At 59.4% G+C, this 26,434-nt stretch carries 26 protein-coding genes, 5 tRNA genes and 1 pseudogene; 22 read left to right on the forward strand and 10 right to left on the reverse strand.

The window, feature by feature from the left end:
* The first annotated feature begins 45 nt into the window (after positions 1 to 45).
* The 5 genes from pilV to thiO are packed head-to-tail and all read left to right on the forward strand — an operon-like array spanning position 46 to position 3,327.
* On the forward strand, positions 46 to 531 hold the full coding sequence (gene pilV / locus BLU75_RS00165) for a type IV pilus modification protein PilV (protein ID WP_084376392.1): 486 nt from the start codon (positions 46 to 48) through the stop codon (positions 529 to 531).
* Positions 528 to 1,232, forward strand: a complete 705-nt coding sequence (locus BLU75_RS00170; protein ID WP_084376391.1) for a prepilin-type N-terminal cleavage/methylation domain-containing protein — start codon at positions 528 to 530, stop codon at positions 1,230 to 1,232. Before pilV ends, BLU75_RS00170 begins: the two co-directional genes overlap by 4 nt.
* 28 nt (positions 1,233 to 1,260) lie before the next feature.
* Positions 1,261 to 1,758: a pilus assembly PilX family protein gene (locus BLU75_RS00175; RefSeq protein ID WP_084376390.1), complete on the forward strand. Its 498-nt coding sequence runs from the start codon at positions 1,261 to 1,263 to the stop codon at positions 1,756 to 1,758.
* A gap of 12 nt (positions 1,759 to 1,770) precedes the next feature.
* Positions 1,771 to 2,169 (forward strand): type IV pilin protein, encoded by a 399-nt coding sequence (locus BLU75_RS00180; protein ID WP_084376389.1) that lies wholly within the window; start codon positions 1,771 to 1,773, stop codon positions 2,167 to 2,169.
* 60 nt (positions 2,170 to 2,229) lie between these two features.
* Positions 2,230 to 3,327, forward strand: a complete 1,098-nt coding sequence (gene thiO / locus BLU75_RS00185) for a glycine oxidase ThiO (protein WP_084376388.1) — start codon at positions 2,230 to 2,232, stop codon at positions 3,325 to 3,327.
* Between the two features lie 52 nt (positions 3,328 to 3,379).
* Here the strand turns inward: thiO and BLU75_RS00190 are convergent, their stop codons facing one another.
* The gene (locus BLU75_RS00190) at positions 3,380 to 3,613 is read right to left on the reverse strand and encodes a PP0621 family protein (protein ID WP_084376387.1); all 234 of its coding nucleotides are present in this window, start codon (positions 3,611 to 3,613) and stop codon (positions 3,380 to 3,382) included.
* 125 nt (positions 3,614 to 3,738) lie between these two features.
* Positions 3,739 to 4,764, reverse strand: a complete 1,026-nt coding sequence (locus BLU75_RS00195; protein ID WP_084376386.1) for an outer membrane protein assembly factor BamD — start codon at positions 4,762 to 4,764, stop codon at positions 3,739 to 3,741.
* Positions 4,765 to 4,913: 149 nt separating this feature from the next.
* Here BLU75_RS00195 and rluD point away from each other — a divergent pair, with 149 nt between their 5' ends.
* The 7 genes from rluD to BLU75_RS00230 all read left to right on the forward strand — a co-directional run bounded on the left by rluD (position 4,914) and on the right by BLU75_RS00230 (position 10,140).
* Positions 4,914 to 5,876: a 23S rRNA pseudouridine(1911/1915/1917) synthase RluD gene (gene rluD, locus BLU75_RS00200; protein ID WP_084376385.1), complete on the forward strand. Its 963-nt coding sequence runs from the start codon at positions 4,914 to 4,916 to the stop codon at positions 5,874 to 5,876.
* Positions 5,873 to 6,598 carry a peptidoglycan editing factor PgeF gene (pgeF, locus tag BLU75_RS00205; protein WP_084376384.1) on the forward strand — a complete coding sequence of 242 codons (726 nt, stop codon included), beginning with the start codon at positions 5,873 to 5,875 and terminating at the stop codon, positions 6,596 to 6,598. Before rluD ends, pgeF begins: the two co-directional genes overlap by 4 nt.
* 154 nt (positions 6,599 to 6,752) lie before the next feature.
* Positions 6,753 to 9,317, forward strand: coding sequence for an ATP-dependent chaperone ClpB (clpB, locus tag BLU75_RS00210; RefSeq protein ID WP_084376383.1), 2,565 nt, complete (start codon positions 6,753 to 6,755; stop codon positions 9,315 to 9,317).
* Positions 9,318 to 9,724: 407 nt separating this feature from the next.
* A tRNA-Asn gene (locus BLU75_RS00215) sits at positions 9,725 to 9,800 on the forward strand.
* 9 nt (positions 9,801 to 9,809) lie between these two features.
* Positions 9,810 to 9,886, forward strand: a tRNA-Pro gene (locus BLU75_RS00220).
* A gap of 5 nt (positions 9,887 to 9,891) precedes the next feature.
* Positions 9,892 to 9,967 (forward strand) — tRNA-Lys (locus tag BLU75_RS00225).
* A gap of 96 nt (positions 9,968 to 10,063) precedes the next feature.
* Positions 10,064 to 10,140: transfer RNA gene (locus tag BLU75_RS00230), tRNA-Pro, on the forward strand.
* A gap of 128 nt (positions 10,141 to 10,268) precedes the next feature.
* On the opposite strand, the gene BLU75_RS00235 is transcribed toward BLU75_RS00230, so the two are convergent.
* The 3 genes and pseudogenes from BLU75_RS00235 to BLU75_RS00245 all read right to left on the reverse strand — a co-directional run bounded on the left by BLU75_RS00235 (position 10,269) and on the right by BLU75_RS00245 (position 12,583).
* Complete coding sequence (locus tag BLU75_RS00235) at positions 10,269 to 11,567, reverse strand: NAD(P)/FAD-dependent oxidoreductase (protein WP_084376382.1); 1,299 nt, start codon at positions 11,565 to 11,567, stop codon at positions 10,269 to 10,271.
* 60 nt (positions 11,568 to 11,627) lie between these two features.
* Positions 11,628 to 11,801 carry a DUF3094 family protein gene (locus BLU75_RS00240; protein WP_084376381.1) on the reverse strand — a complete coding sequence of 58 codons (174 nt, stop codon included), beginning with the start codon at positions 11,799 to 11,801 and terminating at the stop codon, positions 11,628 to 11,630.
* 151 nt (positions 11,802 to 11,952) lie between these two features.
* A pseudogene (locus BLU75_RS00245) lies at positions 11,953 to 12,583 on the reverse strand (DUF1780 domain-containing protein).
* Positions 12,584 to 12,811: 228 nt separating this feature from the next.
* On the opposite strand from BLU75_RS00245, the gene BLU75_RS00250 reads away from it, so the two are divergent.
* Together BLU75_RS00250 and BLU75_RS00255 are read left to right on the forward strand one after the other, a co-directional pair.
* On the forward strand, positions 12,812 to 13,501 hold the full coding sequence (locus BLU75_RS00250; protein ID WP_084376379.1) for an energy-coupling factor ABC transporter permease: 690 nt from the start codon (positions 12,812 to 12,814) through the stop codon (positions 13,499 to 13,501).
* Positions 13,502 to 13,564: 63 nt separating this feature from the next.
* A complete protein-coding gene (locus BLU75_RS00255) occupies positions 13,565 to 13,780 on the forward strand; it encodes a hypothetical protein (protein ID WP_084376378.1) in 216 nt (71 codons plus the stop codon).
* On the opposite strand, the gene yacG is transcribed toward BLU75_RS00255, so the two are convergent.
* Genes yacG through BLU75_RS00275 form a run of 4 tightly spaced genes read right to left on the reverse strand, consistent with a single transcriptional unit; the run spans position 13,777 to position 16,677 of the window.
* Entirely contained in the window at positions 13,777 to 13,977 is a 201-nt protein-coding gene (gene yacG, locus BLU75_RS00260) for a DNA gyrase inhibitor YacG (protein ID WP_003188437.1), read from the reverse strand. The two genes, BLU75_RS00255 and yacG, sit on opposite strands and share 4 nt — an antisense overlap.
* On the reverse strand, positions 13,974 to 14,597 hold the full coding sequence (gene coaE, locus BLU75_RS00265) for a dephospho-CoA kinase (RefSeq protein ID WP_084376377.1): 624 nt from the start codon (positions 14,595 to 14,597) through the stop codon (positions 13,974 to 13,976). Before coaE ends, yacG begins: the two co-directional genes overlap by 4 nt.
* Positions 14,594 to 15,466 carry a prepilin peptidase gene (locus BLU75_RS00270; protein WP_084376376.1) on the reverse strand — a complete coding sequence of 291 codons (873 nt, stop codon included), beginning with the start codon at positions 15,464 to 15,466 and terminating at the stop codon, positions 14,594 to 14,596. Before BLU75_RS00270 ends, coaE begins: the two co-directional genes overlap by 4 nt.
* Positions 15,467 to 15,468: 2 nt before the next feature.
* Positions 15,469 to 16,677, reverse strand: coding sequence for a type II secretion system F family protein (locus BLU75_RS00275; protein WP_084376375.1), 1,209 nt, complete (start codon positions 16,675 to 16,677; stop codon positions 15,469 to 15,471).
* Between the two features lie 249 nt (positions 16,678 to 16,926).
* Between BLU75_RS00275 and BLU75_RS00280 the strand changes: the two genes are divergently transcribed.
* The 4 genes from BLU75_RS00280 (at position 16,927) to BLU75_RS00295 (ending at position 19,382) form a co-directional block, all read left to right on the forward strand.
* Positions 16,927 to 17,340 (forward strand): pilin, encoded by a 414-nt coding sequence (locus BLU75_RS00280; protein WP_084376514.1) that lies wholly within the window; start codon positions 16,927 to 16,929, stop codon positions 17,338 to 17,340.
* Positions 17,341 to 17,410: 70 nt separating this feature from the next.
* A complete protein-coding gene (locus tag BLU75_RS00285; RefSeq protein WP_090221338.1) occupies positions 17,411 to 18,829 on the forward strand; it encodes an O-antigen ligase family protein in 1,419 nt (472 codons plus the stop codon).
* 39 nt (positions 18,830 to 18,868) lie between these two features.
* Positions 18,869 to 18,941: transfer RNA gene (locus BLU75_RS00290), tRNA-Thr, on the forward strand.
* Positions 18,942 to 19,076: 135 nt separating this feature from the next.
* Positions 19,077 to 19,382 carry a DUF6388 family protein gene (locus BLU75_RS00295; RefSeq protein ID WP_084376373.1) on the forward strand — a complete coding sequence of 102 codons (306 nt, stop codon included), beginning with the start codon at positions 19,077 to 19,079 and terminating at the stop codon, positions 19,380 to 19,382.
* Between the two features lie 72 nt (positions 19,383 to 19,454).
* Here the strand turns inward: BLU75_RS00295 and nadC are convergent, their stop codons facing one another.
* On the reverse strand, positions 19,455 to 20,303 hold the full coding sequence (gene nadC, locus BLU75_RS00300; protein WP_084376372.1) for a carboxylating nicotinate-nucleotide diphosphorylase: 849 nt from the start codon (positions 20,301 to 20,303) through the stop codon (positions 19,455 to 19,457).
* A gap of 278 nt (positions 20,304 to 20,581) precedes the next feature.
* Between nadC and BLU75_RS00305 the strand changes: the two genes are divergently transcribed.
* The 4 genes from BLU75_RS00305 to BLU75_RS28195 all read left to right on the forward strand — a co-directional run bounded on the left by BLU75_RS00305 (position 20,582) and on the right by BLU75_RS28195 (position 26,429).
* Positions 20,582 to 22,765 carry a DUF1631 domain-containing protein gene (locus BLU75_RS00305; RefSeq protein ID WP_084376371.1) on the forward strand — a complete coding sequence of 728 codons (2,184 nt, stop codon included), beginning with the start codon at positions 20,582 to 20,584 and terminating at the stop codon, positions 22,763 to 22,765.
* A 61-nt stretch (positions 22,766 to 22,826) separates the two neighbouring features.
* On the forward strand, positions 22,827 to 23,390 hold the full coding sequence (ampD, locus tag BLU75_RS00310; protein ID WP_084376370.1) for a 1,6-anhydro-N-acetylmuramyl-L-alanine amidase AmpD: 564 nt from the start codon (positions 22,827 to 22,829) through the stop codon (positions 23,388 to 23,390).
* A complete protein-coding gene (gene ampE / locus BLU75_RS00315) occupies positions 23,387 to 24,223 on the forward strand; it encodes a regulatory signaling modulator protein AmpE (protein ID WP_084376369.1) in 837 nt (278 codons plus the stop codon). The genes ampD and ampE overlap by 4 nt, the downstream gene beginning before the upstream one ends.
* 1,501 nt (positions 24,224 to 25,724) lie before the next feature.
* Entirely contained in the window at positions 25,725 to 26,429 is a 705-nt protein-coding gene (locus BLU75_RS28195) for a methyl-accepting chemotaxis protein (RefSeq protein WP_462687347.1), read from the forward strand.
* Positions 26,430 to 26,434: the final 5 nt, after the last annotated feature.

The raw sequence follows: 26,434 nt of genomic DNA on the forward strand, positions 1-26,434 counted from the left end.
TCACTCCGGCTTATTTGATGACCTTCGACATGGATGGCGATGGTAATGAATGCGTACCCGGTAACCTCTTGCGCTGCATCTGTCGCCCCCGGGCAGGCAGGTATGAGTTTGATTGAAGTGTTGGTTGCGGTAGTGCTCCTCGGCGTCGGTCTGCTGGGAGCGGCCGCGGTCCAGCTGAATGCGCTCAAGTACACCGACAGTTCCCGGATGATCAGTCAGGCGAGCTTTATCGCCTATGACATGCTCGACCGGATTCGCGCCAACGCAGGCGCGGACTACGCGTGGGAGAATCACGGCGTTGCTCCCGCCCATGCGTCGACGGCGAGTGTGCGGGATGTGGATTTGCGCGACTTTGAAGCGAATGTCAGCGGTTTTGCGGGAAAAACCGCCAAAGGCTCGATCGCCGTCAATCAGCGAGAGGTCAGCATCCGCATCAGTTGGGATGACGCCCGGGGGACCAGCGTCGGTGAAGCCCGAGAAACCTTCGTGCTCGCCAGTCGTATTGCCGTCGACCCGAGGCCGGCGCAATGAACCGTGCGAATGCGGGTTTTGGACTGGTTGAGTTGCTATTGGCGCTGGCCTTGGGGCTGCTCGTGATATTGGCGGCTATCCAGGTGTCACTTGCAGCCCGCAGTATTTATGCCAGCCAGCATGCATCGGCGGTCCTGCAGGATGATGCGCGATTTGTCCTGAGCAAGATGATCCGGGAAATTCGCCTGGCAGGCATGTTCGGTTGCATGGCGCTCCCATCCATCAGCGATGCGCCGATGGAATTCTCCCGGCCCGTCGGCTGGTTCGCTGAGGGCGACTCAACCAGCCTGACGCTGGTCACCGCTGATGTTAGCGTCCAGGGCAGTAAGCCTGACTGGACGGTGCTGTCCAATTGCGTCGAAAGTGCCCGCGCTTATGCAGGATCGCTCAAGCCGGAAGCAGGGCAGATCAGTTTTCCCATTCGTAAGCTGACCTACACCTTTGAGTCGGGTCAATTAAAGCTCAGTACTCCCGCGTCTCCAGCCAAAGTTGTTCTGGTGGATAACGTGCGCGCATTTGAACTCAGTTTCGGGGTCGCAGCCGCGCCGGAGTCCGGTGTCGTGGCTCGATACGATAGCCAGCCCGATGACCCGTCTCTGATCCGTAGCGTTCGAGTGGTGCTGACCCTCGAGGACCCAGGCGGCCATGTCCGGGACCAGACATATGGCGTGGTAGCCGCCCTGCGTAACCGCCTTGAGTAGCTGGCGCACGACAGATGGGCAGACAGGCATGGTCTTGCTGATCAGCCTGGTGCTTTTGCTGCTGTTGACGCTGATTGGCATGTCTTCGATGCAAGGCGCCACTGTGCAGGAAAAACTCGCAGGCAGTCTCAGGCACCGCAACCTGTCCTTTCAGGCCGCGGAAAGCGGACTCCGATTTGGCGAATCCGCCATACAGGTGCCAGGGTTTGAGCTGCCTCCCTGTCTGACAGAGGTCAGCTGTGCGCCGCCTCGCGAATCGATTTCGGTCGGTGTTCCGGGTGTCGATCCGGTCTCGGCGGTCAGTTGGGTCGGTATGAAGCAAGGGGTCTACGGCATTCAGAACCTGGGACGCGGAATGGGGCAGGCGCATTTGCCGCCAGAAACCCCGGCGACCCTGTATCGGGTCACCGCCGTAGGGATCAGCGGCCACTCGCGCACGGTGCTGGAAACGGTTTATGCCCGGGTACTACCCGGGGATGCGAGGGGGGAACGCTTTCGACGAATCTTGTGGCGACAACTTCACTAGGTGGGCTGCGCAATGAACAGTATCCGCAACGGATTTAGCCTGATCGAGTTATTGATTGCACTGGCGATCATCACCATCTTGTCTGGAGTGGCCTATCCCGGCTACATCGCCCATATGAAAAAGGTGTATCGCACGGAAATCGTCGGGTTACTCACCGAACAAGCACAGCGCCTGGAGCGGCACTATCTGAGAAATGGCTCTTTTATTGATGCAACGGGCGTCAGCGCTGGTAACGATCGCTATAGAATCACGGTGATGTTGAATGCGCAGGACTTCAGCTTGATCGCTACGCCGCTCAGCAGCGCAATGGCGGGTGACCGATGTGGTGATTTCAGCTTGAGCAGTAGCGGAGCGCGAACCAATCCGGGTGCGGAGCCTGGCGTAACCCGTCAAGAATGTTGGGGGCGATGAAGGCATTGGGGCTACGAAGGGGGCGGCAACGCACTTTCTTTTTATTGGCTGGATCAAATAATGACTAAGCAGCAAACAGTGATTGTCGGTGGCGGTGTGATCGGGTTGTTGACGGCATTCAATCTGGCGACCCAAGGGCAGGCGGTGGCTTTGCTCGACCGTTCGGCGCTGGGGCAAGAGTCGTCCTGGGCGGGCGGCGGGATTGTTTCGCCGTTATACCCGTGGCGCTACAGTCCCGCAGTCACTGCGCTGGCGCATTGGTCGCAGGATTTTTATCCACAGTTGGCCGAGCGTCTCTTCGCGGCCACGGGCGTCGATCCCGAGGTACATACCACGGGGTTGTACTGGCTGGACCTGGAGGATGAGGCCGAGGCGCTCGCCTGGGCTGTTCGCGAAGGCCGACCGTTGAGTCCGGTGGATGTTTCAGCTGCCCGTGATGCCGTGCCGGTACTGGGCCCTGGATTTTCCCGGGCCATTTACATGGCAGATGTGGCTAACGTACGAAACCCACGGTTGGTCAAATCCCTCAAGGCTGCGTTGCTGGCCTTGCCCGGTGTGACGATTCATGAGCATTGCGCGGTAGAAGGGTTCATTCGCGAGGGGGACAGGATTGTCGGGGTCAATACCGCCTCTGGCGAGATACGCGGCGAGCATGTGGTCCTCGCGGCTGGCGCCTGGAGTGGGGAACTGCTGCACAGCCTTGGCCTTGTGTTGCCGGTGGAGCCGGTCAAGGGGCAGATGATCTTGTACAAGTGCGCGCCGGATTTTCTTTCGAGCATGGTTCTGGCAAAGGGGCGTTATGCCATTGCGCGCCGGGATGGGCATATTCTGATTGGCAGCACGCTGGAGCATGCGGGCTTCGACAAGGTGCCGACCGAAAATGCCCTGGAAAGCCTGAAGGTGTCGGCTGTGGAGTTGATTCCTGCCCTGGCTGATGCCGAGGTCGTGGGGCATTGGGCGGGATTACGGCCTGGATCGCCGCAAGGTATTCCTTACATCGGCGAGGTGCCTGGATTTGAAGGGTTATGGCTCAACTGCGGGCATTACCGCAATGGATTGGTGCTGGCGCCGGCGTCCTGCCAGTTGTTTGCTGATCTGCTGCTCGGGCGCCAGCCAATCATTGATCCAGCACCTTATGCGCCGGCGGGCCGGATTTAATCGGCGGCATCCATCAGGCCCGGAGCTGCTGTACTCGCTCCGGCAGTTGATTTCAACGCTCGATGGATTTGGGGCCTTGTTCCAGATGCGCTTGAGTGCAATACCACTCCTGACGCTGGCTCAGCGCCCGGTCCTGGGGCAGGTGCACGCCGCAGTGCGAGCAGCGTACCATCGGCGCCGCGCTTTGCTCGTTGGGCCGTTGTTGCGTTGAGGCAGGACGCTTGAGCCGGCGCCACAGCCATATCGCGGCGGCAATCAGGGCAATCCAGAACAGTAGACGAACCATGGGAAGTAGCTTCTCGACAGGGAATGCGCCAGTTTAGCCAAGGACGCGGTCGACGCACAGAGCAATAAAGTCGCGCCATGAAAAAGGAGCCTCGCGGGCTCCTTTTTTGATGTTGCCGACCTGTCTCAGTCAAAGACGCCAAACGTCATGTAGCTGAACCACGAGCGGTCTTCATTGTTGCCGAGCGCTTCGGGTTCCTGCTCTTCAATCACGTCGCCGTTTTCATCCTGAGGTTTCAATTCCGCAGGAATGGCGTCCTTGGCATCCTGGTACTGCTTGATCACGTCCTGGTTGGCGCGGGTTTCGCCCGGCGGCAGCGGAGGACGGGATTCGATCAGGCCCAGGGTGTATTTGCTCAGCCACGAGCGGTTGTCCGCTTCGGCAACCTGTGGGACGAACTGGCCGTCCTGCAGGCTCGGATGATCCGGGTAGTTGAGCTTCAAGGTTTCCAGGCTGGTGGCCTCCAGCTGGTCCAGATGCAGGCGTTGATAAGCCTCGGTCATCACTGCCAGGCCGTCACCCACCGAAGGGGTTTCCTGGAAGTTTTCCACCACGTAGCGACCACGGTTGGCGGCTGCTACATACGCCTGACGGCTTAGGTAGTAATGTGCCACATGGATTTCGTAGGACGCCAGCAAGTTGCGCAGGTAGATCATGCGCTGCTTGGCGTCGGGAGCGTAGCGGCTGTTGGGGAAGCGGCTGGTCAGCTGGGCGAACTCGTTATAGGAGTCGCGAGCGGCACCGGGGTCACGCTTGGTCATGTCCAGCGGCAGGAAGCGCGCCAGCAGGCCGACGTCCTGGTCAAACGAGGTCAGGCCCTTGAGGTAGTAGGCGTAGTCCACGTTCGGGTGCTGAGGGTGCAGACGGATAAAACGCTCGGCGGCGGACTTGGCAGCTTCCGGCTCGGCATTCTTGTAGTTGGCGTAGATCAGCTCAAGCTGGGCCTGGTCGGCATAGCGACCAAACGGGTAACGCGACTCCAGCGCCTTGAGCTTGGTGGTAGCGCTGGTGTAGCTATTATTGTCCAGATCGGTCTGAGCTTGCTGGTACAGCTCGACTTCGCTGAGGTTTTCGTCAACGACGTCCTTGGTTGACGAGCAAGCAGCAGTCATGGCGAGGATGGCGATCAGCAGCAGGTGTTTCACTTGCATGGCGGCTTGCGTCCCTATGACGGCCGCTGTCTTGGGCGGGGCCGTCCTGTTATGATGAGTGCCCCGTTGAAAGCCTCGGGGCAAAAGACGCCGTATTTAACCACAAGCGCGCAGCCGAAACCAAAGGCTGTGCCACGCCTAGTCTGAGCATGTCCGATAAAATTGAACTTCGCGCAGAGGTGCCGTCCGAATTGGGCGGCCAACGCCTCGATCAAGTCGCCGCACAATTATTCGCTGAGCACTCGCGCTCGCGCCTTTCCGCCTGGATCAAAGACGGCCGCCTGACTGTGGATGGAGCGGTTATCCGCCCGCGAGACATAGTCCATGGCGGTGCGATCCTTGAGCTGACTGCCGAGCAGGAAGCCCAGGGAGAATGGATTGCCCAGGACATCGAGCTGGATATCGTCTATGAAGACGACGATATCCTGGTCATCAACAAACCCGCAGGCCTGGTGGTTCACCCGGCGGCCGGGCACGCTGATGGCACTTTGCTCAATGCCCTGTTGCACCATGTGCCGGACATCATCAATGTCCCGCGCTGCGGCATTGTCCACCGTCTGGACAAGGACACCACCGGTCTGATGGTGGTGGCCAAGACCATTCAGGCGCAGACGCAGTTGGTAACACAACTGCAAAGCCGCAGCGTCAGCCGGATCTACGAATGCATCGTGATCGGGGTGGTCGTGGCCGGTGGCAAGATCAATGCGCCCATTGGTCGCCACGGCCAGCAGCGCCAGCGCATGGCGGTGATGGAGGGCGGCAAACAAGCTGTCAGCCATTACCGCGTGCTGGAGCGTTTCCGCTCCCACACCCATGTGCGGGTCAAGCTGGAAACCGGCCGGACCCACCAGATTCGGGTACATATGGCGCACATCAACTTTCCGTTGGTCGGCGACCCGGCCTACGGCGGTCGCTTCCGCATTCCGCCAGCGGCCAGTCAGACCATGGTTGAATCGCTGAAGACATTCCCGCGCCAGGCCTTGCATGCACGCTTCCTGGAACTGGATCATCCGACGAGCGGCAAGCGAATGAGCTGGGAATCGCCACTGCCGGACGATTTTGTCTGGTTGTTGTCGCTGCTCAAGCAGGATCGCGAGGCGTTTGTCGGGTGAGTAACTGGCTGATTCCTGACTGGCCTGCGCCTATCGGGGTGAAAGCCTGTGTCACCACGCGTGCGGGCGGCGTCAGTCTGGCGCCGTTCGACAGCCTCAATCTTGGCGACCATGTCGAGGACAGCCTTGAGGCCGTCCTTGAGAATCGCCGCCGTCTTACCGACGCGTTCAATATCCAGCCGGCCTGGCTGCGCCAGGTTCATGGGGTCAGCGTGGTCGAAGCCGATCCTGGCCGGATTGCCGAAGCCGACGGCAGTTGGACCAGCGCCCCGGGCATCGCGTGCACGGCGATGACCGCGGACTGCTTGCCGGCCTTGTTTTGCACGCGAGACGGCAGCCGCGTTGCCGCCGCTCATGCCGGTTGGCGAGGGTTGGCGGCAGGTGTGTTGGAGGCGACGGTCGACTGTCTGCAGGTCGAGCCTGACCAAGTGCTGGTCTGGCTGGGCCCATCCATCGGTCCGCAGGCCTTCGAAGTTGGCCCGGAAGTGCGTGAAGCCTTTATGCGGCGGCATCCGCAAACGTCGCAAGCCTTCGCTCCCAGCCAATCCCCGGGCAAGTTCATGGCCGACATCTATCAGTTGGCTCGCCTGCGCCTGGCTGCTCGTGGAATAACGGCGGTCTACGGTGGTGGTTTTTGTACCGTGAACGATCCGCGCTTCTTTTCTTACCGTCGCAGTCCTCGCACCGGTCGATTTGCCTCCCTTATCTGGCTCGAACGCTAGACTCTGCTGATCCATATCAAGCAGCGCCCGCTTGATTCTTCCAGAATCCACCCCATCTATAAGGGCATCTGGCAGGTTTCTTCATTCAGGATGTGTTTCTCGCGAGCAAACTCGCTCCTACATAGCTCCGGCCTGCTCAAAAGGAAGGTGACTAATGCGTATTGATCGTTTAACCAGCAAATTACAATTGGCGTTATCGGACTCACAATCCCTGGCGGTTGGCCTCGACCATCCGGCCATCGAGCCTGCGCACTTGATGCAGGCGCTCCTCGAGCAGCAGGGTGGTTCTATCAAGCCCCTGTTGATGCAGGTGGGCTTTGACGTCAACAGCCTGCGCAAGGAATTGAGCAAAGAGCTCGATCAACTGCCGAAAATCCAGAATCCAACGGGCGACGTGAACATGTCCCAGGATCTGGCGCGCCTGCTCAATCAGGCCGACCGCCTGGCCCAGCAGAAGGGCGACCAGTTCATCTCCAGTGAACTGGTGTTGCTCGCCGCCATGGATGACAACAGCAAGCTCGGCAAACTGTTGCTGGGCCAGGGCGTGAGCAAAAAAGCCCTGGAAAACGCCATCAACAATCTGCGTGGCGGCGAGGCGGTGAACGACCCTAATCATGAGGAGTCCCGTCAGGCCCTGGATAAATACACTGTCGACCTGACCAAGCGCGCCGAAGACGGCAAGCTGGACCCGGTGATCGGCCGGGACGATGAAATCCGTCGCACCATTCAGGTCCTGCAGCGCCGTACCAAAAACAACCCGGTGTTGATCGGTGAGCCTGGCGTGGGTAAAACCGCGATTGCCGAGGGCCTGGCCCAGCGCATCATTAATGGTGAAGTGCCGGACGGCCTCAAGGGCAAGCGCCTGCTCTCCCTGGACATGGGGGCGTTGATCGCTGGTGCGAAGTTCCGTGGCGAGTTCGAAGAACGTCTGAAATCCCTGCTGAATGAATTGTCGAAGCAGGAAGGGCAGATCATTCTGTTTATCGACGAACTGCACACCATGGTCGGCGCCGGTAAAGGCGAAGGTTCCATGGATGCTGGCAACATGCTCAAGCCCGCCCTGGCGCGCGGCGAGCTGCACTGCGTCGGTGCTACCACGCTCAACGAATATCGCCAGTACATCGAGAAAGATGCTGCGTTGGAGCGGCGCTTCCAGAAAGTCCTGGTGGAAGAACCCAGCGAAGAAGACACCATCGCGATCCTGCGTGGCCTGAAAGAGCGCTATGAGGTCCACCACAAGGTGGCAATCACTGACGGTGCGATCATTGCGGCGGCCAAGCTGAGCCATCGCTATATCACCGACCGTCAGTTGCCGGACAAGGCCATCGACTTGATCGACGAAGCGGCCAGTCGCATCCGCATGGAGATCGACTCCAAGCCCGAAGTGCTGGATCGCCTGGAGCGGCGCCTGATTCAACTGAAAGTCGAATCCCAGGCACTGAAAAAAGAGGACGACGACGCGGCCAAGAAACGCCTGGAAAAACTCAAGGAAGAAATCGTCCGTCTGGAGCGTGAGTATTCGGACCTCGAGGAAATCTGGACCTCGGAAAAAGCCGAAGTACAGGGTTCCGCGCAGATCCAGCTAAAGATCGAGCAATCACGTCAGGAACTGGAAGCCGCCCGCCGCAAAGGCGACCTGAACCGCATGGCCGAGTTGCAGTACGGAGTGATCCCGGACCTGGAGCGCAGCCTGCAAATGGTCGACCAGCACGGTCACAGCGAAAACCAGTTGCTACGCAGCAAGGTGACCGAGGAAGAAATTGCGGAGGTGGTGTCCAAGTGGACCGGCATTCCGGTGTCGAAAATGCTTGAAGGCGAGCGCGACAAGCTGCTGAAGATGGAAAGCCTGTTGCACCAGCGCGTCATTGGTCAGGAAGAGGCCGTGGTGGCGGTGTCCAACGCGGTACGGCGTTCCAGGGCCGGCTTGTCCGACCCGAACCGTCCGAGCGGCTCGTTCATGTTCCTCGGCCCGACCGGTGTGGGTAAGACCGAGCTGTGCAAGGCATTGGCGGAGTTCCTCTTCGATACCGAAGAGGCCATGGTGCGTATCGATATGTCTGAGTTCATGGAGAAACATTCCGTGGCTCGCCTGATTGGGGCGCCACCAGGCTATGTGGGTTACGAAGAAGGCGGTTATCTGACCGAAGCGGTACGCCGCAAGCCTTACTCGGTCATTCTGCTGGATGAGGTCGAGAAGGCTCACCCGGATGTGTTCAACGTGTTGCTGCAAGTGTTGGAAGATGGCCGTCTGACGGACAGCCACGGGCGCACCGTGGATTTCCGGAATACGGTGATTGTGATGACCTCCAACCTGGGGTCGGTACAGATCCAGGAACTGGTAGGGGATCGTGAAGCCCAGCGTGCGGCGGTGATGGATGCGCTGACCACTCACTTTCGCCCGGAATTTATCAACCGGGTCGATGAGGTGGTGATCTTCGAGCCCCTGGCACGAGATCAGATCGCCGGCATTACCGAGATTCAGTTGGGGCGCCTGCGCAGTCGCTTGGCCGAACGCGAGTTGTCCCTGGAACTGAGCCGAGAGGCGTTGGACAAGCTGATCGCGGTCGGTTACGACCCAGTGTATGGCGCACGGCCGTTGAAACGTGCGATCCAGCGTTGGATCGAGAACCCGCTGGCCCAGCTGATTCTGTCGGGCAGCTTCTTGCCTGGCACCAGTGTTACAGCGACGGTTGAGAACGACGAAATCGTTTTCCACTGAAACTGCCGGGGTTATTGTAGGAGCGAGCTGGCTCGCGAAGAACCTGAGAGCGCCTCGTTACTCAAGCATTGCTGCGTTATCGTTTAGGTTTTTCGCGAGCAAGGGCTAAGCGCCCCCTCGCTCCTACAACCGCATTGCCGTGTAGCAGGGCTTTTTTTTTCGATAGGGCGTTGAACTGTAAGACAAAGGCTTGTAAAGTGCGCCCCGCAGCAACGTCAGCCCACGGGTTTCTTCTCCCCAAGAAGAAATCAGAAACAAGCGCAAATCATTGTCTTAAAAGCAATTTAAAGGGTTGACAGGGGTTTTTAAGATTGTAGAATAGCGCGCCTCAGAGACATGAACGTAGCAATACGGGCAAGTCGAAGAGAAGGCAGTAAGCCGTAAAGTAGTACCTTGAAATATGTAGTTCCGTGATAGCTCAGTCGGTAGAGCAAATGACTGTTAATCATTGGGTCCCAGGTTCGAGTCCTGGTCACGGAGCCAATTTCAAACCGGGGTATAGCGCAGTCCGGTAGCGCGCCTGCTTTGGGAGCAGGATGTCAGGAGTTCGAATCCCCTTACCCCGACCATATTTGGGTCGTTAGCTCAGTTGGTAGAGCAGTTGGCTTTTAACCAATTGGTCGTAGGTTCGAATCCCACACGACCCACCATTTTTGAGACCAGTTAGCGCTGGAATCGAATCTTAAGATCAGAGGCCAAAAGCGCTGATCGAAGAAGGCGACTTGAAAAGGTCGCCTTTTTTTTACCGGGGTATAGCGCAGTCCGGTAGCGCGCCTGCTTTGGGAGCAGGATGTCAGGAGTTCGAATCCCCTTACCCCGACCATATTAAAAATCCTCGTATCGAAAGATACGGGGATTTTTTTTGCCTGTACAAATCCTGAAAGCACCGCAGATCAAATGTGGGAGCAAGCCCCCTCCCACATTGACCGAGTCCCATCCGGGGCGGTGGTATCAGTGCAGTTTGAGACGCGGCTCGGTGCCGCGGCCGATCTTGCTCCCCAGCATCAGCATCGCGGTGCGGAAGAACCCGTACAGCGCCATCTGGTGCATGCGGTACAACGACACATAAAACATCCGCGCCAGCCAGCCTTCCAGCATCACGCTGCCCGTCAGGTTGCCCATCAAGTTACCCACCGCCGAAAAACGCGACAGCGAGATCAGTGAGCCGTAGTCGGTGTACGTGTAGGTGGGCAGTGTCTTGCCTTCAATGCGCAGTTTCAGCGACTTGGCCAGCAGCGACGCCTGCTGATGGGCTGCCTGCGCGCGTGGCGGTACGTTGCGATCCGTGCCCGGTTGCGGGCAGGCCGCGCAGTCGCCGAAGGCGAAGATGTTTTCGTCGCGGGTGGTCTGCAGCGTCGGCAGTACCTGCAGTTGATTAATGCGGTTGGTTTCCAGGCCGTCGATGTCCTTGAGAAACGCCGGCGCGCGGATACCGGCGGCCCAGACCTTGAGGCTGGCTGGAATCACTTGGCCGCTGCTGGTGATCAAGCTGTCGGCGGTGACTTCGCTCACGGCCGAGTTGGTCATCAGCGTTACTCCGAGCTTCTCCAGGGTCTTGTGCACAGGCCCGCTGATGCGCTCCGGCAGGGCCGGCAGGACTCGCGGGCCGGCTTCGATGAGGGTGATATGCATGTTTTCCGGCTTGATCCGGTCCAAGCCATAGGCTGCCAGTTCATGGGCGGCGTTATGCAGTTCGGCGGCCAATTCGACGCCAGTGGCGCCGGCACCCACGATCGCTACGCTGATTTGCTCCACCGTATCGGTTTGCCCGGCATGGGCACGCAGGTAGTGATTGAGCAATTGCTGGTGGAAACGCTCGGCTTGCTTGCGTGTGTCCAGGAACAGACAGTGCTGGGCCGCGCCTTCGGTGCCGAAATCATTGGTGGTGCTGCCGACGGCAATGACCAGGCTGTCGTAACTCAAGACGCGTGCGGGCACCAGTTCCCGGCCTTCCTCATCGAGGGTCGCGGCCAATTGGATTTTCTTCTGCTCACGATCAAGCCCGCTCATGCGCCCCAGTTGGAACTCGAAGTGGTTCCATTTTGCCTGGGCGACATAGTTGAGTTCGTCTTCCGAGGAATTCAGCGAGCCGGCGGCGACCTCATGCAGCAGAGGTTTCCAGATGTGGGTCAGGTTAGTGTCCACCAGCGTGATGCTGGCGGTGCCGCGCTTGCCCAGAGTCTTGCCCAGGCGGGTAGCCAACTCCAGGCCGCCGGCGCCGCCGCCGACGATAATAATACGATGGGTCATGGGGATATCTCGCAAGGCTAAAGGAAATCGGTGCAATTACCCGAGCGAGCGCAAGGCAGCTCATAGCGTCAGGTAACTCAGAAAGCGGCTTAAAAGACCCAGTCCGATCACCACCACCAGTATCACGCCAAGGAGCAGCCACGGCCGGAAAGGCTTGCGCTCGACCTGGTGCTGGGACAGTTGCAGGTACTCTTCGACATGCTGTTGGTCGTCGGGGTTCAGGCGGCTGGTCATAAGGGCCTCGTCAGGTAGACGTTGCAAAGGCGGTGAACGTTACACAAGCATAGCCGTTGAACCTCACGGCTTTCGTTCTTTGGCAGTCGGCAGGGAAAATTGCCTGCTCTTTGTATCACCAGCCTTGGTGTTTCGCCATGTGGGCGTTGGCTCAAAGGCTGATGCCGACATCAAAGACGATGCTGCGTCCCAGATTGTTACGCAAAAAGTCCGGAGCGTCGGGATGCGCGAACAGCACCCTGGCGAACGTCGGACCGACCAGAGACAGCGAGCGCCAACCCTGGCGCAAGTATTCGGTGGGGGGGCGGGAAATGGCTGTTCAGATCCAGCACTTCGCGCTTGAGGCTGGCGAACGCGACGATGTCCAGCTCTGCGAGGTCCATGCCGCGCTCTTTATAGTTGTGGGCTTTCTTGCGCAAGGTCGGTGCCAAGCGCAGTAGAAATTCATGGGCGGGGATGCGTTTGGGTTTGGCCTCGCGTCGCACCAGTTGGCTCAGGGAGAAAGCACTGCGTCGGCGTAGCAACTCGTCGCGCCATTCGTCGTTGAGGCGCCGGCCCTCGTCTAGAACAAAAAACACCTCGAAACTGGCGTCGCGAAACAGCACGTCCGGCGGCTCTTGCCCGGCCGCATGAAATTCTTCGGCACGGTAGGGCACATTCAATCCTTGCAGCAGACGCTGGCAGACCCAACGCTCCCGCTCCCATTTGCGGGCATTGGACAGGAACGCATTGGCTTGTTCGGCCGCTATGGTCAGCAGGCGCAAATAATCTGAGTCATCCATGGCCCAAGCTTAGCGTTCAAATGATGACTGCAGGAAGTCCTGCTGCAAAAGCTCGGTGTAAACTGCCACTCGGTCGGTGGTTTTGCACAAGGAGTTCGCAGTGAAGTGTTCTGTTGTGATGTTTCTGAGTCTTTTGTCGCCGTGGGTCCGGGCGGTTGCAGTCGGAGAGCAACGGGTGCCCGGGTACGAATGCGATTCGGCCACTCACTTGCGCCAGGCGTTGCACCCGTGATCAGCGCCAGCGTCCTCGCACCGGAAACCCTCAGCATTGGCTGGCTGTTATATGCGCCGGTGGTGATGTGGGCGATCCTGCATTCACCTTGGGTCGAGCTGTTTTCTGACCGACGGCGCCAGCATTTGTTGTTCGGCACGGTGTTCGCGCTGTTTATGCTGTGGTTGGTACGCCGAGATTTCGACACGGGTGTGTCCTATCATTTTATCGGCATGACCGCCGTGACCCTGTTGCTCGACTGGCCTCTGGCTATTGTCGGCGGGTTGGCGGCACAGATGGGGCTGGTTGCACTCGGTCGCCAGGACCTGGCAGCGGTCGGGATCAATGGCCTGTTGCTGATTCTGCTGCCCGTGCTGGTGACCGAAGCGTGCGCGGTGCTGGTGGAACGGGCTCAGCCACGCAATCCGTTTGTGTACATCTTCTGCTCGGGTTTTTTCGCCGCGGCGCTCTCGGCGCTGTTGTGTCTATTGGCGGGTCTCGGTCTGCTTTGGCTGGACGGTCGTTTCGCGATGCCGGAGTGGATCGAGGATTTCGTCGGCTACTTATGGCTGATCATCTTTCCCGAGGCGTTCATCAATGGCGTGGTGATCAGTGCGCTGGTGGTCTTTTGCCCGGAGTGGCTGGAGACCTTCAATCGTACACGCTACCTCTCGGCGCCCTGGAAGGACGACGATTCGCGCTCTTGATCCAAATCAAATCCTGGAGGTGCAAGTGGTCGCATGCTTCACCAAACTTTCAGGAGCATGATCATGAGTGTGTACGAATGGGCACGGCAGGAATTGCGCAGAAGCCAGGATGCGGCACAGGAAATCGGCTTTGACCCGGGTTTGACCTTGCGGGCCCTGCTCAGTGCAGTGGTGCAACAGAGCAAGGGCGTACGCAGTTTCGAGGACCTGGCCGATGAGTTGCAGTACCTTGCGGAAAACCTCGACGACCAGCAGGAATATGCCTTTATGCGGCCTTAATGACGCGGCGGCAGGTCCTCGGAGAACAGTTCATCTTCGGCGTCCGGGGCGACGGGAATCTTGTGTTCTTCAGCGGCCCAGGCACCCAGGTCGATCAGTTTGCAACGGTCCGAGCAGAACGGACGATTGAGGTTGGTCGCTTTCCATTCCACGGGTGCGCCGCAGGTTGGGCAGTCGACGGTCAAGGGTTGGCTCATGATCGGCCTCCACGCAAAGTAAGGTAAAAGTGGTGCAGTCGCTCGACCTCGCTGTGCAGCCAGGCGAGGTCCTGGTCATTGACCAGCACGTCATCGGCATGGTTCAGGCGGTCTTCCCGGCTGGACTGGGCCTTGAGAATTGCCTGCACCTGCTCTTCGCTGATGCCGTCGCGCTGCAGGGTACGCTGAATCTGCAGTGATTGCGGCACATCGATCACCAGGATGCGCTGGGTCATGCTGTACTGACCGGATTCGATCAGCAACGGCGAGACCAGAATTGCATAAGGCGATCGGGCACGAGCCAGATGGCTGCGAATCTCTTCGGCAATCAGCGGATGCAGCAAGGCTTCCAGCCACAGACGTTGTTGCGGGGCTTCGAATATACGCTTGCGCAAGGCCGCCCGATTCAGTTGGCCGTCCGGCAGCAGAATCTCGGCGCCAAAATGTTCGGCAATACTCGCCAGCGCCGCCCGCCCGGGCTCCACGACCCAGCGGGCAGCGTGGTCGGCGTCGATCAGGTCGACGCCAAGGTCAATGAAATGCTGGGCCGCCGCGCTTTTACCGCTGCCGATGCCGCCCGTGAGGCCGAGAATCCAGGGTGTTACAACAGAAGTGGTCATCTGAAACCGACAGACTGCAAATAGAAGTCGGTTATTTGACCACCCCAGAGCAATGCAATCCAGCCGGCAGTGGCCAGATAAGGGCCAAAAGGTAGCGGCGTGGACGTCTGGGCGTCGCGCAGACGCAGCAGGACCAGCCCCGAGACGGCGCCGACCAGCGAAGCCAGCAACAGTGTCATCGGCAGGATTTGCCAGCCGCCCCAGGCACCGAGCATTGCCAGCAGTTTGAAATCCCCTTGCCCCATGCCGTCCTTTCCGGTGATCAGCTTGAACACCCAGAACACCGACCACAGGCTCAGATAGCCGGCGATGGCGCCCCACAGCGCGTCTGGCAATGAGGTGAACAGCTCAAAAGAGTTGAGGATCAACCCGAGCCACAGCAGGGGCAGAACCAGCACATCGGGCAACAACTGGTGATCGGCATCAATCAGGCTCATGGCCAGCAACCCCCAGCTCAACAGCAACACGGCGCCTGCCGTCCAGCCGAAACCGAAATGCCAGGCAATAAACCCCGAAATCAGCCCGCAAGCCAGTTCGGTAAGGGGGTAGCGCGCACTGATGGGGGCTTTGCAATGCGCGCAGCGACCTTTAAGCAACAGATAACTGAGCAGCGGGATATTTTCCCAGGGGCGAATCGGTTGGGCGCAATGGGGGCAGCAAGAGTTGGGGTGCATCAGGTTGTAGGGCGGGCCGACCGGTTCCGGATCAAGTCCGAGGATGTCACGGGCCTGGGCACGCCAATCCCGCTCCAGCATTGTCGGCAGGCGCCATGTCAGCACATTGAGGAAGCTGCCGACGATCAAACCGAGCACCAGCGCGGTGGATATGAATACCCAGGGTTGCAGGCTCAGCAATTGGCTCAGTGTCATGTTCAGAATGCCGTGCCGAGTTGGAAGATCGGCAGGTACATGGCGATTACCAGGGCTGCGACAATACTGCCGAGCACCACCATGATCAGGGGCTCCATGAGGCTGGTCAGGCTGTCCACCAGGTTATCGACATCCGCCTCGTAGTGATTGGCGACCTTTTCCAGCATGCGATCGAGGGTGCCGGACTCCTCGCCGATGGCTGTCATCTGAATTGCCATGCCGGGAAACAGGCCGCTGGCTGCCATGCCTTGGCTCAATTGCATCCCTGTGGCCACGTCTTCACGCATACGCTTGATTGCCTGTTTGAATAACCCGTTACCGGTGGCTCCTGCCACCGAATCCAATGCTTGCGCCAACGGCACTCCGGCCGAAAAAGTCGTCGAGAGCGTGCGCGCATAACGGGCCACGGCCGACTTTTTCAGCAGTGTGCCTGCCAGCGGCACTTTCAACAAACTGGCATCCAGCCATAAGCGAAATGCGGGCGAGCGAGCATAACCGTGGCGCAGGCTGAAAACACCGGCAAACACTGCCATGAGCAGCATCCACCAGGCATGCTGGATGAACGCGGACAGCGCGATAACCGTCAAGGTGAACCCCGGCAAGGGCGCATCGATGCCGGCAAACAGCCCTTGAAACTGCGGCACGACGTGGATCAGCAGAATACCGCTGACGACGATGGCTACGATCAGGACAACCAACGGATAGGTCATGGCTTTCTTGATCCTGGCCTTGAGTTGCTCGCTCTTTTCCAGATGAATCGCTACGCGTTCCAGCAGGGTTTCGAGCGCGCCGGCCTGTTCGCCGGCCGCGATCAGGTTGCAATACAATGTATCGAAGTACCGTGGCCTTTTCAGCAGCGCGAGAGACAGATTGCTACCGGCGGCGATGTCCTGCTTCAGCGCCTGCACCAATACGCGCATGTGCCGGTTGTCGAAACCGTCACCGATGATATCGAATGCTTGCAGCATGGGGATTCCGGCTCTCAGCAGCGTGGCCAGCTGTCGGGTGAAGAGTGCGATGTCGGCGGGACGGATGGGGCTGGCGAGGCTCGACAGGCGGTTCGACTTCACTCGGACCCGGCCAGGGATGATGCCCTGGCGACGTAGCTGTGCCTTGATCAGCGCGGGGTTGTAGCCACTGGTTTCGCCAGCGACTTTACGGCCGTTGTGCAGGGTGCCTTCCCAAGTGTAGGTCGTGGGCGCGGTGGTCATGGCTGGGCTTTACCGGTGCTCGTCGTGTGGAAGGTCAAAGCATTCATTGCGCGCTACCGTGCGGGGCTGGTGAAGCTTTACAGCTTAGTCAGCCTCGGGTGTTCGGCAGCGGCTCGAGGGGTGAAAAAATGTCAGATTGTGCGTCTTGTGCAGGAATGCCACGGCCTGGATGAGTACACTGGCGCGGCTGCTGAGAGCAGGGCGCAGGATGCGCCCTGCGATGCTGTTCTATTCTGGAGAGTGAGCATGATGCGTCAGAAAGGTTTTACCCTGATCGAGTTGTTGATCGTCGTAGCGATCATTGGCATTTTGGCCACTATCGGCTTGCCCATGTATACGAAACACCAGGCCAAGGCGAAATTTACCGCTGGGTTGGCGGAAATCTCGGCACTGAAGGCTGGATTCGAGGACACCTTTAACCAGGGGGCTGTTCCGACGCTGGCATTGATCGGCGGCACCAGTCCGACGGCCAATTGTGTGATTACCGTGGCCGGGGACGTGGCCAGTGGCGCGGGCTCGATTGCCTGTGAAATCCTCGATGCGCCGGCCCCCGTCCAGGGCAAGACCATCACCTTGATTCGCAGTGCCACCGATGGCTGGAAGTGTGCCACCACGGTCGAAGAACAATATGCGGCGAAAGGCTGTACGGCTGACGGTGCGTGACGGCTTGAGCCCGGCATGCGCAAGCTGATGCCTGGCTCTTCCACCCCCCACAAATAAGTAGACGCCGCCCATGACGTTATCCGTGCAGCAACGAGGACGCGTGTTTCTGACGGTGGCATTGGCTTTGTTGATGCTGTGCATCACGCCCTCTTTCAGCGGCCACGACTGGCAACGCAGTGTGCAGATCGGTGTCGGGTTGTGCTCGCTGCTTTATGGGCTGTCGGGGGGCACCGCCCGCTGCGGGCAACGACTGGTAGATACGCCCACCGCCAGCGCACTGGTGATCATTCTCGGGTTGGGCCTGGGGTCTTCGTGGTTGGCGCACCAGCCGCTCTGGGCGTTGACCGAATGGGCGCTGCTGATCACCTGTGGGGCCATTGCCGCAGCCTTCGCGATGGTGCGGCGCAATGGCGACGAAACCCTCGACCGTAGGCTGATGCTGTTCGTGCTGCTGTTGTGTTTGATCAAAAGTCTTCAGTACGGTCACGCTGTTGTTCTGACGTTTACCAGCGGGGCCTCGACACTGGATATGGGTCGGCTGCTTTCGGGCTTTTCGAATAAGCGCTTTTATGGCCAGTTCCAGACCTTTACCTTGCCCTTGCTCGCACTGCCGTTGCTGCTCCCCACGACCTCACGGGTTGTGCGCGGGTTGGTATTTGCGCTGTTGTGTACCTGGTGGTTGATCGCGATCAGCGGTGGCACCCGTGGTACCTGGCTCGGCATGGGCGCCGCCGCGATGGTCCTGGTTTTTTTGGGCGTCTGGGGCCGTCGTTGGGTCGCCTGGCAATTGGCGGCGCTGGGCGGCGGCCTGCTGTTTTACTGGCTGTTATTCAGTGTGCTGGCGCAGCAATTAGGGGTACAGGCTTTCAACGTTGCGCAAGAACGCCTGACGGCCAGCCTTTCGGGTCGCGAAGTTATCTGGTGGCAAGCCTGGGAGATGATTCGCGAACGTCCGTTATTGGGGTTCGGGCCGATGCATTTCGCCGATATCGCCAACCCTGTCGCCACCCATCCGCATCAGGCGATTTTGCAATGGGCCAGTGAGTGGGGCGTACCCTCGACCTTGTGTGTGATGGTCCTCGCATTGCGCGGGCTATGGGCGACGCTGCGGGTGCAGCAGCAGCGTGCACAGACGCAGGTCTCGACGGACCGAATGCGTCTGTGTTTGTTTGCCGCGTTGATCGGCGCACTGAGCCAGTCGATGGTCGATGGCGTGATCGTAATGCCTAACTCGCAATTATGGCTGGCGCTGGTCGTTGGCTGGCTGCTGGCGTTGCACCCGCAACGAACCCCGGCCAGCGGGGCGATGCCGCTGTTGCATCGGGCATGGCGAGTGCTGACGGTCCTGGCAGTGGCCGGGCTGATATATGTGGGGTGCCGGGACCTGCCTCACACCACTGAACGCAACCAACATTATATCGACCGCGTCAAAACGCATCTGCAGCCACGCTTCTGGGCCCAAGGCGTTATCGCCCGCGAAGCGCGTTGAGTTGCCGGACGTCCAAGGCAATGCTAGCTTTAGCCCACCGCCCGTGTAGCTCAGTTGGTAGAGCAGCGCACTCGTAACGCGAAGGTCGCAGGTTCGATTCCTGTCTCGGGCATAAGGCAACACAGTTTTCAAATGATCCCAGAATGGTTCTGAAGGCCAGACGAACCGGTATTCATGCCCGTTCTTTTGTATCTGCGCAACCTTGATGACCCAGATGCATCCCCATTCCTTGATCTAAGAGAACGACATGACCACGACAGACATGACCCAGGAAGCTCGGCACCAGACGGCCCTCGATAAATACCTCGAGGAATTGCCGCAACTTAAGGAAGAAATCAAGGATCTGAGCGCCGATGAGCAGCGCGACCAGATCCAGTGGGCATTCGAGGACGAGGCCGAGAGCCAGGGCTTGCAGCCTTGGGAACTGACCCTCAAGTACACCTCCACGCCGGAAGAATTCGAAGCTGCGCGCCTGGTCTTGCACAAAGAGGCTGCAGACGTACTGGGTGTCGAGTGGGACGAGTACTGCGAGATGAACAATCTGGTGGTCTGAGCGCTGATACAAGCTGCGAGCTACAAGCTGCAAGTGTCGCCCGACCCTCTTGCAGCTTGCAGCTCACTGTCTTCAAATACTGAGTCGCATCGACAAATCCACGGCCTTCACATCCTTGGTCATCGCGCCGATCGAGATGTAGTCCACGCCGGTTTCGGCAATCGGCAGCAGCGTCGTTTCGTTGATCCCGCCGCTGGCTTCCAGCTTGGCCGTGCCACCGTTCAACCGTACGGCCTCGCGCATGTCGTCCAGGCTCAACTCATCCAGCATGATGATATCGGCACCCGCCGCCAGCGCTTCGCGTAACTCTTGCAAGCTTTCCACTTCGACTTCCACCGGTTTGCCCGGGGCAATCTTGTGGGCGGCGCTGATGGCCTGGGCAATGCCCCCGCAGGCGGCAATATGGTTTTCCTTGATCAGGAAGGCGTCGTACAAGCCGATGCGGTGATTGTGGCAACCGCCACAAGTGACCGCGTACTTTTGCGCCAGGCGCAGGCCCGGCAAGGTCTTGCGGGTGTCCAGCAACTTGACCTGGGTGGTGGCGACAAAGTCCGCCAGATACTGCGCACGGGTGGCCACACCTGACAGCAGCTGCAGGAAATTTAAGGCGCTACGTTCACCGGTAAGCAGTGAGCGAGCGGGCCCTTCGAGGTGAAACAACACCTGATTGGGGCTGACGCGCTCGCCATCGCGCACTTGCCAATGCACGGCGACACGCGGATCCAACTGACGGAATACGGTATCGACCCAGGCGGTGCCACTGATGACGGCGGCCTCGCGGGTGATGACCGTGGCTTTGGCCAGCCGTTCGGCCGGAATCAACTGCGCGGTGATGTCGCCGCTGCCGATGTCCTCCAGCAATGCGCGGCGCACGTTGGCTTCAATTTCGGCGGTCAGGTCGGCGAGGCATAGATTCGGCATAACAGGCTCCACAAACAAAGTGGCCCGATTATAGGGGCATGGCGACGGCTAACCCAAGGCGCGAAACGCGGGCAAATGGCCGGGTCGGCCTTATTGCGCGGCAAGTGCAGAGTTTGCTGGCGCGACCTGGTCTATTTGCAAGATAATCGGCGCCTTGGGATTGGCGTCATAGCTTTGACGTTCTGGTTATATCCAGTGAGTTTTGAAATGCGCTGGTTTTTGTTGGCGTTTGTAGCGATTTTTCGCAAGACCGAACCCCGCCGTTTCAGGAGGCCAGGATGCACAATGACGGAAAGGTGGTGCCGATCGACAAGCTTGTCGCACAGACAATGCCGTCGCCGCTCGCCCGCCTGCCGGTAATATTGCTTCAGGTTCGTGACAAGGCGGCGCAGCAGCTTGATCGGGGCTTGCAGGAGCTGTTCGATAACGCCGACGACACCCTGTTCGAAATGGCCGACAAGGCCAGGAATAACGTCGATCACAACATTTTCTTTGAAGCCATGCGCGACCTGCGCCTCAAGCGCAAGAATTTCGAGCGTGGCTTCATGCAGCAGTACTTCGAAGCGTTCGCCAATCTGGGACACGCGGGGCAGGATGAGCTGCAATTGCTGCCAACGGTCTCCTACGAGGCACAGCCTGACGCGTCCGCCGACGACCTGGAAAAAGCCGTGGCGCTGGAGGCCATGCTGGGCAGGGTCATGCACCGTGACGGCCTCGCCCTTGGGCAGTTGACGGCCCGGTTGGGCGCGCTGCTGGGCAAGCGACTGGAAGACCGCGAAAATCCCCTCGGACCGGCAATGCTCTGTGATTACTTCCTGCGCGCGGGGCGCAGCCTGGGCGTCGAGATCCGGGTCAAACTGATCATTCTCAAGCTGTTTGAAAAGTACGTGCTCAGCGATGCGGATCATCTGTACGGCGAAGCCAATCAACTGTTGATCGCCACCGGTGTATTGCCCGAACTCAAGGCTGTCCCATCGCGGCGTCCCGGTGAACGCTCCAGCCGAGTCAGCCCGGCCATCGAGGTCGCGCCCAGGGGGGAGCACTCGGTGGATGACGCCGAGCAGCAGGTATTCGCCGCCCTGCAAGAGTTGCTGCTGGCGGTACGGGGTAGTGTGGCCCCGACCCTGGAGGCGAGTGCCCAGGCTCAGCCGATCTCGACCCGTGACCTGCTGCGTCTGCTGTCTCATTTACAGCAATACGTGCCGGAGCCTGCCGTCGAGGACGATTTTGACCTGCGCGGCCAGTTGGAGCAGTTGCTCACCCGCGTCAGCGTCAAGAGCGGTAAATCGCGGGTGGTGGAGGAGGCGGATGAGGATGTGATCAACCTGATCGCGATGCTGTTCGAATTCATCCTCGACGATGCTACGTTACCCGATTCCCTCAAGGCGTTGATTGCCCGCCTGCAGATTCCGATGCTGAAAGTGGCCGTGCTGGACAAGAGTTTCTTCAGTCGTGGCAGCCACCCGGCGCGGCGCTTGCTGAATGAAATCGGCGCGGCCGCCCTGGGTTGGGCCAAGCGTGACGACTATCAGCGCGACAGCCTGTATCTGCGCATCGAGCAAGTGGTCCAATGCCTGTTGAATGAATTTGGCGACGACCCGGCGATTTTCTCTCGACTGCTGCAAGAATTCACCGCGTTTACCCAAGACGAAAAACGCCGCAGTGAACTGCTCGAACAGCGCACCCGTGACGCTGAAGAAGGCCGCGCCCGTACCGATCAGGCGCGCCGGCGTGTCGCCGAAGCGCTGAGCCAGCGGCTGTTGGGCAAGGTGTTGCCGCAGGTGATGGTGCAGTTTCTGCAACATGCCTGGAGCCAGGTGTTGCTGGTGGCCTGTCTCAAGCACGGTGAACATTCGCCGGCATGGCAGGCGGCGCTGCAAGCCATGGACGAGTTGATCTGGAGTGTCAGCTTGAGCGAGGACACGCAGGCCGGACGCCACCTGCTGGAGCAATTGCCGGCGCTGCTCAAGTCCTTGCGCGATGGCTTGAACGAGGCGGCCGTCGACCCGTTCATGTCCCGTGAGTTTTTCATCCAGTTGCAAGCGCTGCATATTCAAGCATTCCAGGGCGGTGCGGCGGCGCCCTCGTCGCGTTCGGGTGAAGCGCTGGTGGAGGTGCGCGAGGACATGGTGTTCAGCCCCGCGCCGCCTGCCGAGACGCTGAACTTAGCGGACGATGACCCCGACCTGCGCAAGGCCCGGCAATTGCACATCGGCAGTTGGGTCGAATTTCAGGAAGACGAAGAAAACACCCTGCGTTGCAAGCTGACGGCGATTATCGAACCGACGGGCAGGTATATTTTTGTAAACCGGACGGGCCTCAAGGTGCTGGAGAAAACCTGCCTGCAGTTGGCCCTGGAGTTCAAGCGGGGCGGGGTGCGAACCTTGGATGATGCACTGCTGTTTGATCGGGCGTTGGCGTCGGTGATCGGCAATCTGCGACAGCTCAATAGCGTCAAATGATCGCAACCACGGTGCTGATCGCGGCATACTGAGTGCTCCCCGTCTCGTTCAAGGAACCTGTATGCAGTTGGACCCCGCCAGTGGTTGGTGCCAGGGCATCCGTCATTGCCCATCGCCCAACTTCAACGAACGCCCGAACGGCGAGATTTCCTTGTTAGTGGTACACAACATCAGCTTGCCTCCGGCGCAGTTCGGCACTGGCAAAGTGCAGGAGTTTTTCCAGAATCGCCTGGATGTCACGGAACATCCCTACTTTGAAAGTATTGCTGGCCTACGGGTCTCGGCGCATTTTCTGATTGAGCGCGATGGCGTGGTCACCCAGTTTGTGTCCTGCCTGGCGCGAGCCTGGCATGCGGGGGTGTCGAGCTTCGAAGGGCGTGAAACGTGTAATGACTTTTCCTTGGGGGTCGAGCTTGAAGGCACGGACGACCAGCCGTTTACCGACGCCCAGTACCAATCGTTGATCGAACTGAGTCGTCAGTTGCTGACGACCTACCCGAATATCACGCGCCAGCGCATTTGTGGCCATAGCGACATCGCCCCAGGACGCAAGACCGATCCTGGAACGGCTTTTGATTGGGCGCGTTTTCGCGGCGCCTTGCAGGATGGAGGGAGCGCACAATGAGTTTTCTGGTGTTGGTGCTGGCGGTGTGGATCGAGAAATTCTCGGCCTTGCGCCAGCGGGTACAACGCGACGCTGGCTGGTTGCACGAACTGGCCAGGCTTGAATCCAGCCAGCGCCTGGGCATGCAACCGTGGCTGATTCTGGTGCTGCTGGTGTTGTTGCCCGTGATGCTGTTGGGCCTGTTGTTGCTGGTGCTGGAACCGGTGGCCTACGGATTGCTGGCGCTGCCGGTACACCTGTTGGTGGTGATCTACAGCCTGGGGCGCGGCGACCTGCTCGCCGGGCTGGGGCCGTTTCGCGATGCTTGGCGCCGTGGAGATTTGCAGGCGGCGGAGCATGTGGCCGAACGCGACCTGGGGATCGACGCCGACAGTGGCGAACAACTGCTGGAAAGGGTTCAGGGACACTTGCTGTGGCAGGCCTATCAGAGCTTCTTCGCGGTGATTTTCTGGTATTTCCTGTTAGGCCCCGTGGCGGCTCTGGCTTATCGTTTGCTGGCGCTGGCCAGTGAGTATGCGCAAAACCCGCTGGTGGCGGAGCGTGCCGAGCAGTTGCGTCACGCTTTTGACTGGTTGCCGGTACGGCTGTTGACCGCAAGTTTCGCCCTGGTGGGCAATTTCGTCGCGGTCAGCCGCGTCATGTTGCATGAGCTGCTGAGCTGGGACATCAGCGCGGCACAGTTGGTGGAAAAAGTCGGGCTGGCTGCCGGCGAAATTCCTCCACCGGCGGTTGGCGTCGACGGCATCAACAGCCTTGATCGTCTTTGGGAGCTGCTACTGCGTGCCGCGGTGCTGTGGTACGCCGGATTTGCCATCTGGACGGTCTTGCCCTGACCTCGTTTAACAGTCATTCCCTGGTATTTCCTGGGGAATGACCGGTTTTTCCTGCGCGTTAACCTTAAGTTACAAAACTCCCCGCCGATTTAAGTTATACAGACAGCGTGCCAAATAGTGGCAATCTGCCGCTGCCCTGCGCCTCAATAAAAATAAAACAAAAGGGAGTCCACTTGTGAAGAGCTTGCTCTATCCCGCCATCGCATTGATGAATCGCCTGAGCTTCGGCATGAAGTTCAGTCTGATCAGCGTGTTGTTTTTCCTGCCGATGTTGGTGACCAATTACTATCTGGTGCGCGATTCCTGGCGTGAATTCCAAGGCACGCAGACCGAATTGCAGAGCCTGGACCTGTTGGGCAGCAGTCTGGTCCTGCGCCGCGACCTGGAAACCCTCAACAATCAGGTGCAGATCAACGCGACCCTTGGGCAATCGGGCAAGGCCGGCGATATAGAAAGCAAAATCAGCGCGCTGGAGCAAAACGTGCTGGGACGCCTGCAGGGTTTGCAGGCCATGACCACCGATCCAGAGCAAGTCGCGGTGTTTAATGGCAAGCGTGACGAAATGATCGCCGCCTTCCAGGCCCAGCAAGCGGAATCTTCGCTGCTGAGTAAAAGCGCGCTGATCGGCAAGCTGCTCAACAAGGCTCAGATGTTCAGCCAGATCATCGCCAGCCAGTCGGGCCTGAGCCGCGACTCGCAAAGTGACGTGCGGCAACTGAGCGAACTGATCACCAGCGTCACCCCGCAAGTCACGCAAACCCTGGGCGAAGGCCGGGCGATGGGCGCGTCCTCCCTGGGCCAGGGTTTTCTCAACTCATCGGCCAGCACGCGCTTTGACGAGTTGTTACAACAACTGGAAAAGCTCCACGCCGAATACGGTTTGAAGTTGCAGGACGCCCTGGGCGCCAGCAAGAGCGCGCATGCCAAGCTGGATGCCTTGGCCCAGGCCAGCCAGGCCAGCCTCAAGCAAGGTAGCGAGCTGTTTGAAGAACAGGTGGTGATGGCTGAAACCCTGGATGCGCCGTGGCAGGGTTTTTACGACAACGTCAGTGGGCTGATGGCCAAGACCTATCAATTAGACGATGCGACGCTGGCCTTTCTCGAGCAGCAACTGCAACAACGCCTGGCGCAGAACCGCACGCACATGGTGTTGCTGGTGACCGCCCTGGCGGCGGTTTTCTTGTTGATCGTCTATTTGTACGGTGGGTTTTATGCCTCCACCCTCACCACCCTGCGACGTTTGGGGGCAATGATGGATAAAGTCGCGGCGGGCGACATGACGGTCAGCTTCAGGGCTGACAGCCGTGACGAGCTGGGGGATCTGGGGCAAGTCTTCAACGGTACCGTGGCGAAGATCCATGACTTGATCGAGCGAGTAGGGCAGACCATCCAGGAAGTCGAGCACCAGGCCGGGCAGGTGGAGTCGGTTTCCGCGCGCAGCAACCAGGCGGTGTCCAGTCAGCGCAGCCAGATTGAACAAGTGGCCACGGCCATGAACCAGATGTCGGCGACTGCCCACGAAGTGGCGCGCAGCGCGGCGGCGGCTGTCAGCAGCGCCCACAGCGTGAATGATGAAACCCTCAACGGTCGCGGTCTGGTGCAATCCCAGCAAGGCAGCATTGCGCGACTGGCGTCCGAGATCGATCAATCGGTGCTGGTCATCAACCAGTTGGCAATCGATAGCCAATCCATCAGCACGGTGCTGGAGGTGATCAAAAGCATTGCCGAGCAAACCAACCTGCTGGCGCTCAACGCCGCCATCGAGGCGGCGCGGGCGGGTGAGCAGGGCCGTGGTTTTGCCGTGGTCGCGGATGAAGTGCGGACCCTGGCACGACGTACCCAGCAATCCACCGAAGAAATCGAGCAAATGATCATCAAGTTGCACAGTGGTGTGGGGGCGGCGGTAAAGGCTATGGACAGCAGCCATCAAATGGCGAATGGCACTGTCGGGCAGTCGGAAAAAGTCCAGTCGGCCCTGGAAAACATCCTCGGTGCGGTGGGCATGATCGTCGATCAGAACCAGCAGATCGCCGCCGCCGTGGAGCAGCAGACGGCGGTGGCTCAGGACATCGACCAGAACATCGTCGAAATCAATCGCGCCGGGGAGCACGCGGCCCAGGGAGCCCATCAGACCGAAGAGGCCAGCCGGCAATTGTCATTGCAAGTGATCGAGCTGAAGCAGTTGATCGGAGCGTTTCGGGTCTGAGCCCG

The sequence above is a fragment of the Pseudomonas mucidolens genome, assembly GCF_900106045.1.
In the GTDB taxonomy this organism is placed as follows: Bacteria; Pseudomonadota; Gammaproteobacteria; order Pseudomonadales; family Pseudomonadaceae; genus Aquipseudomonas; species Aquipseudomonas mucidolens.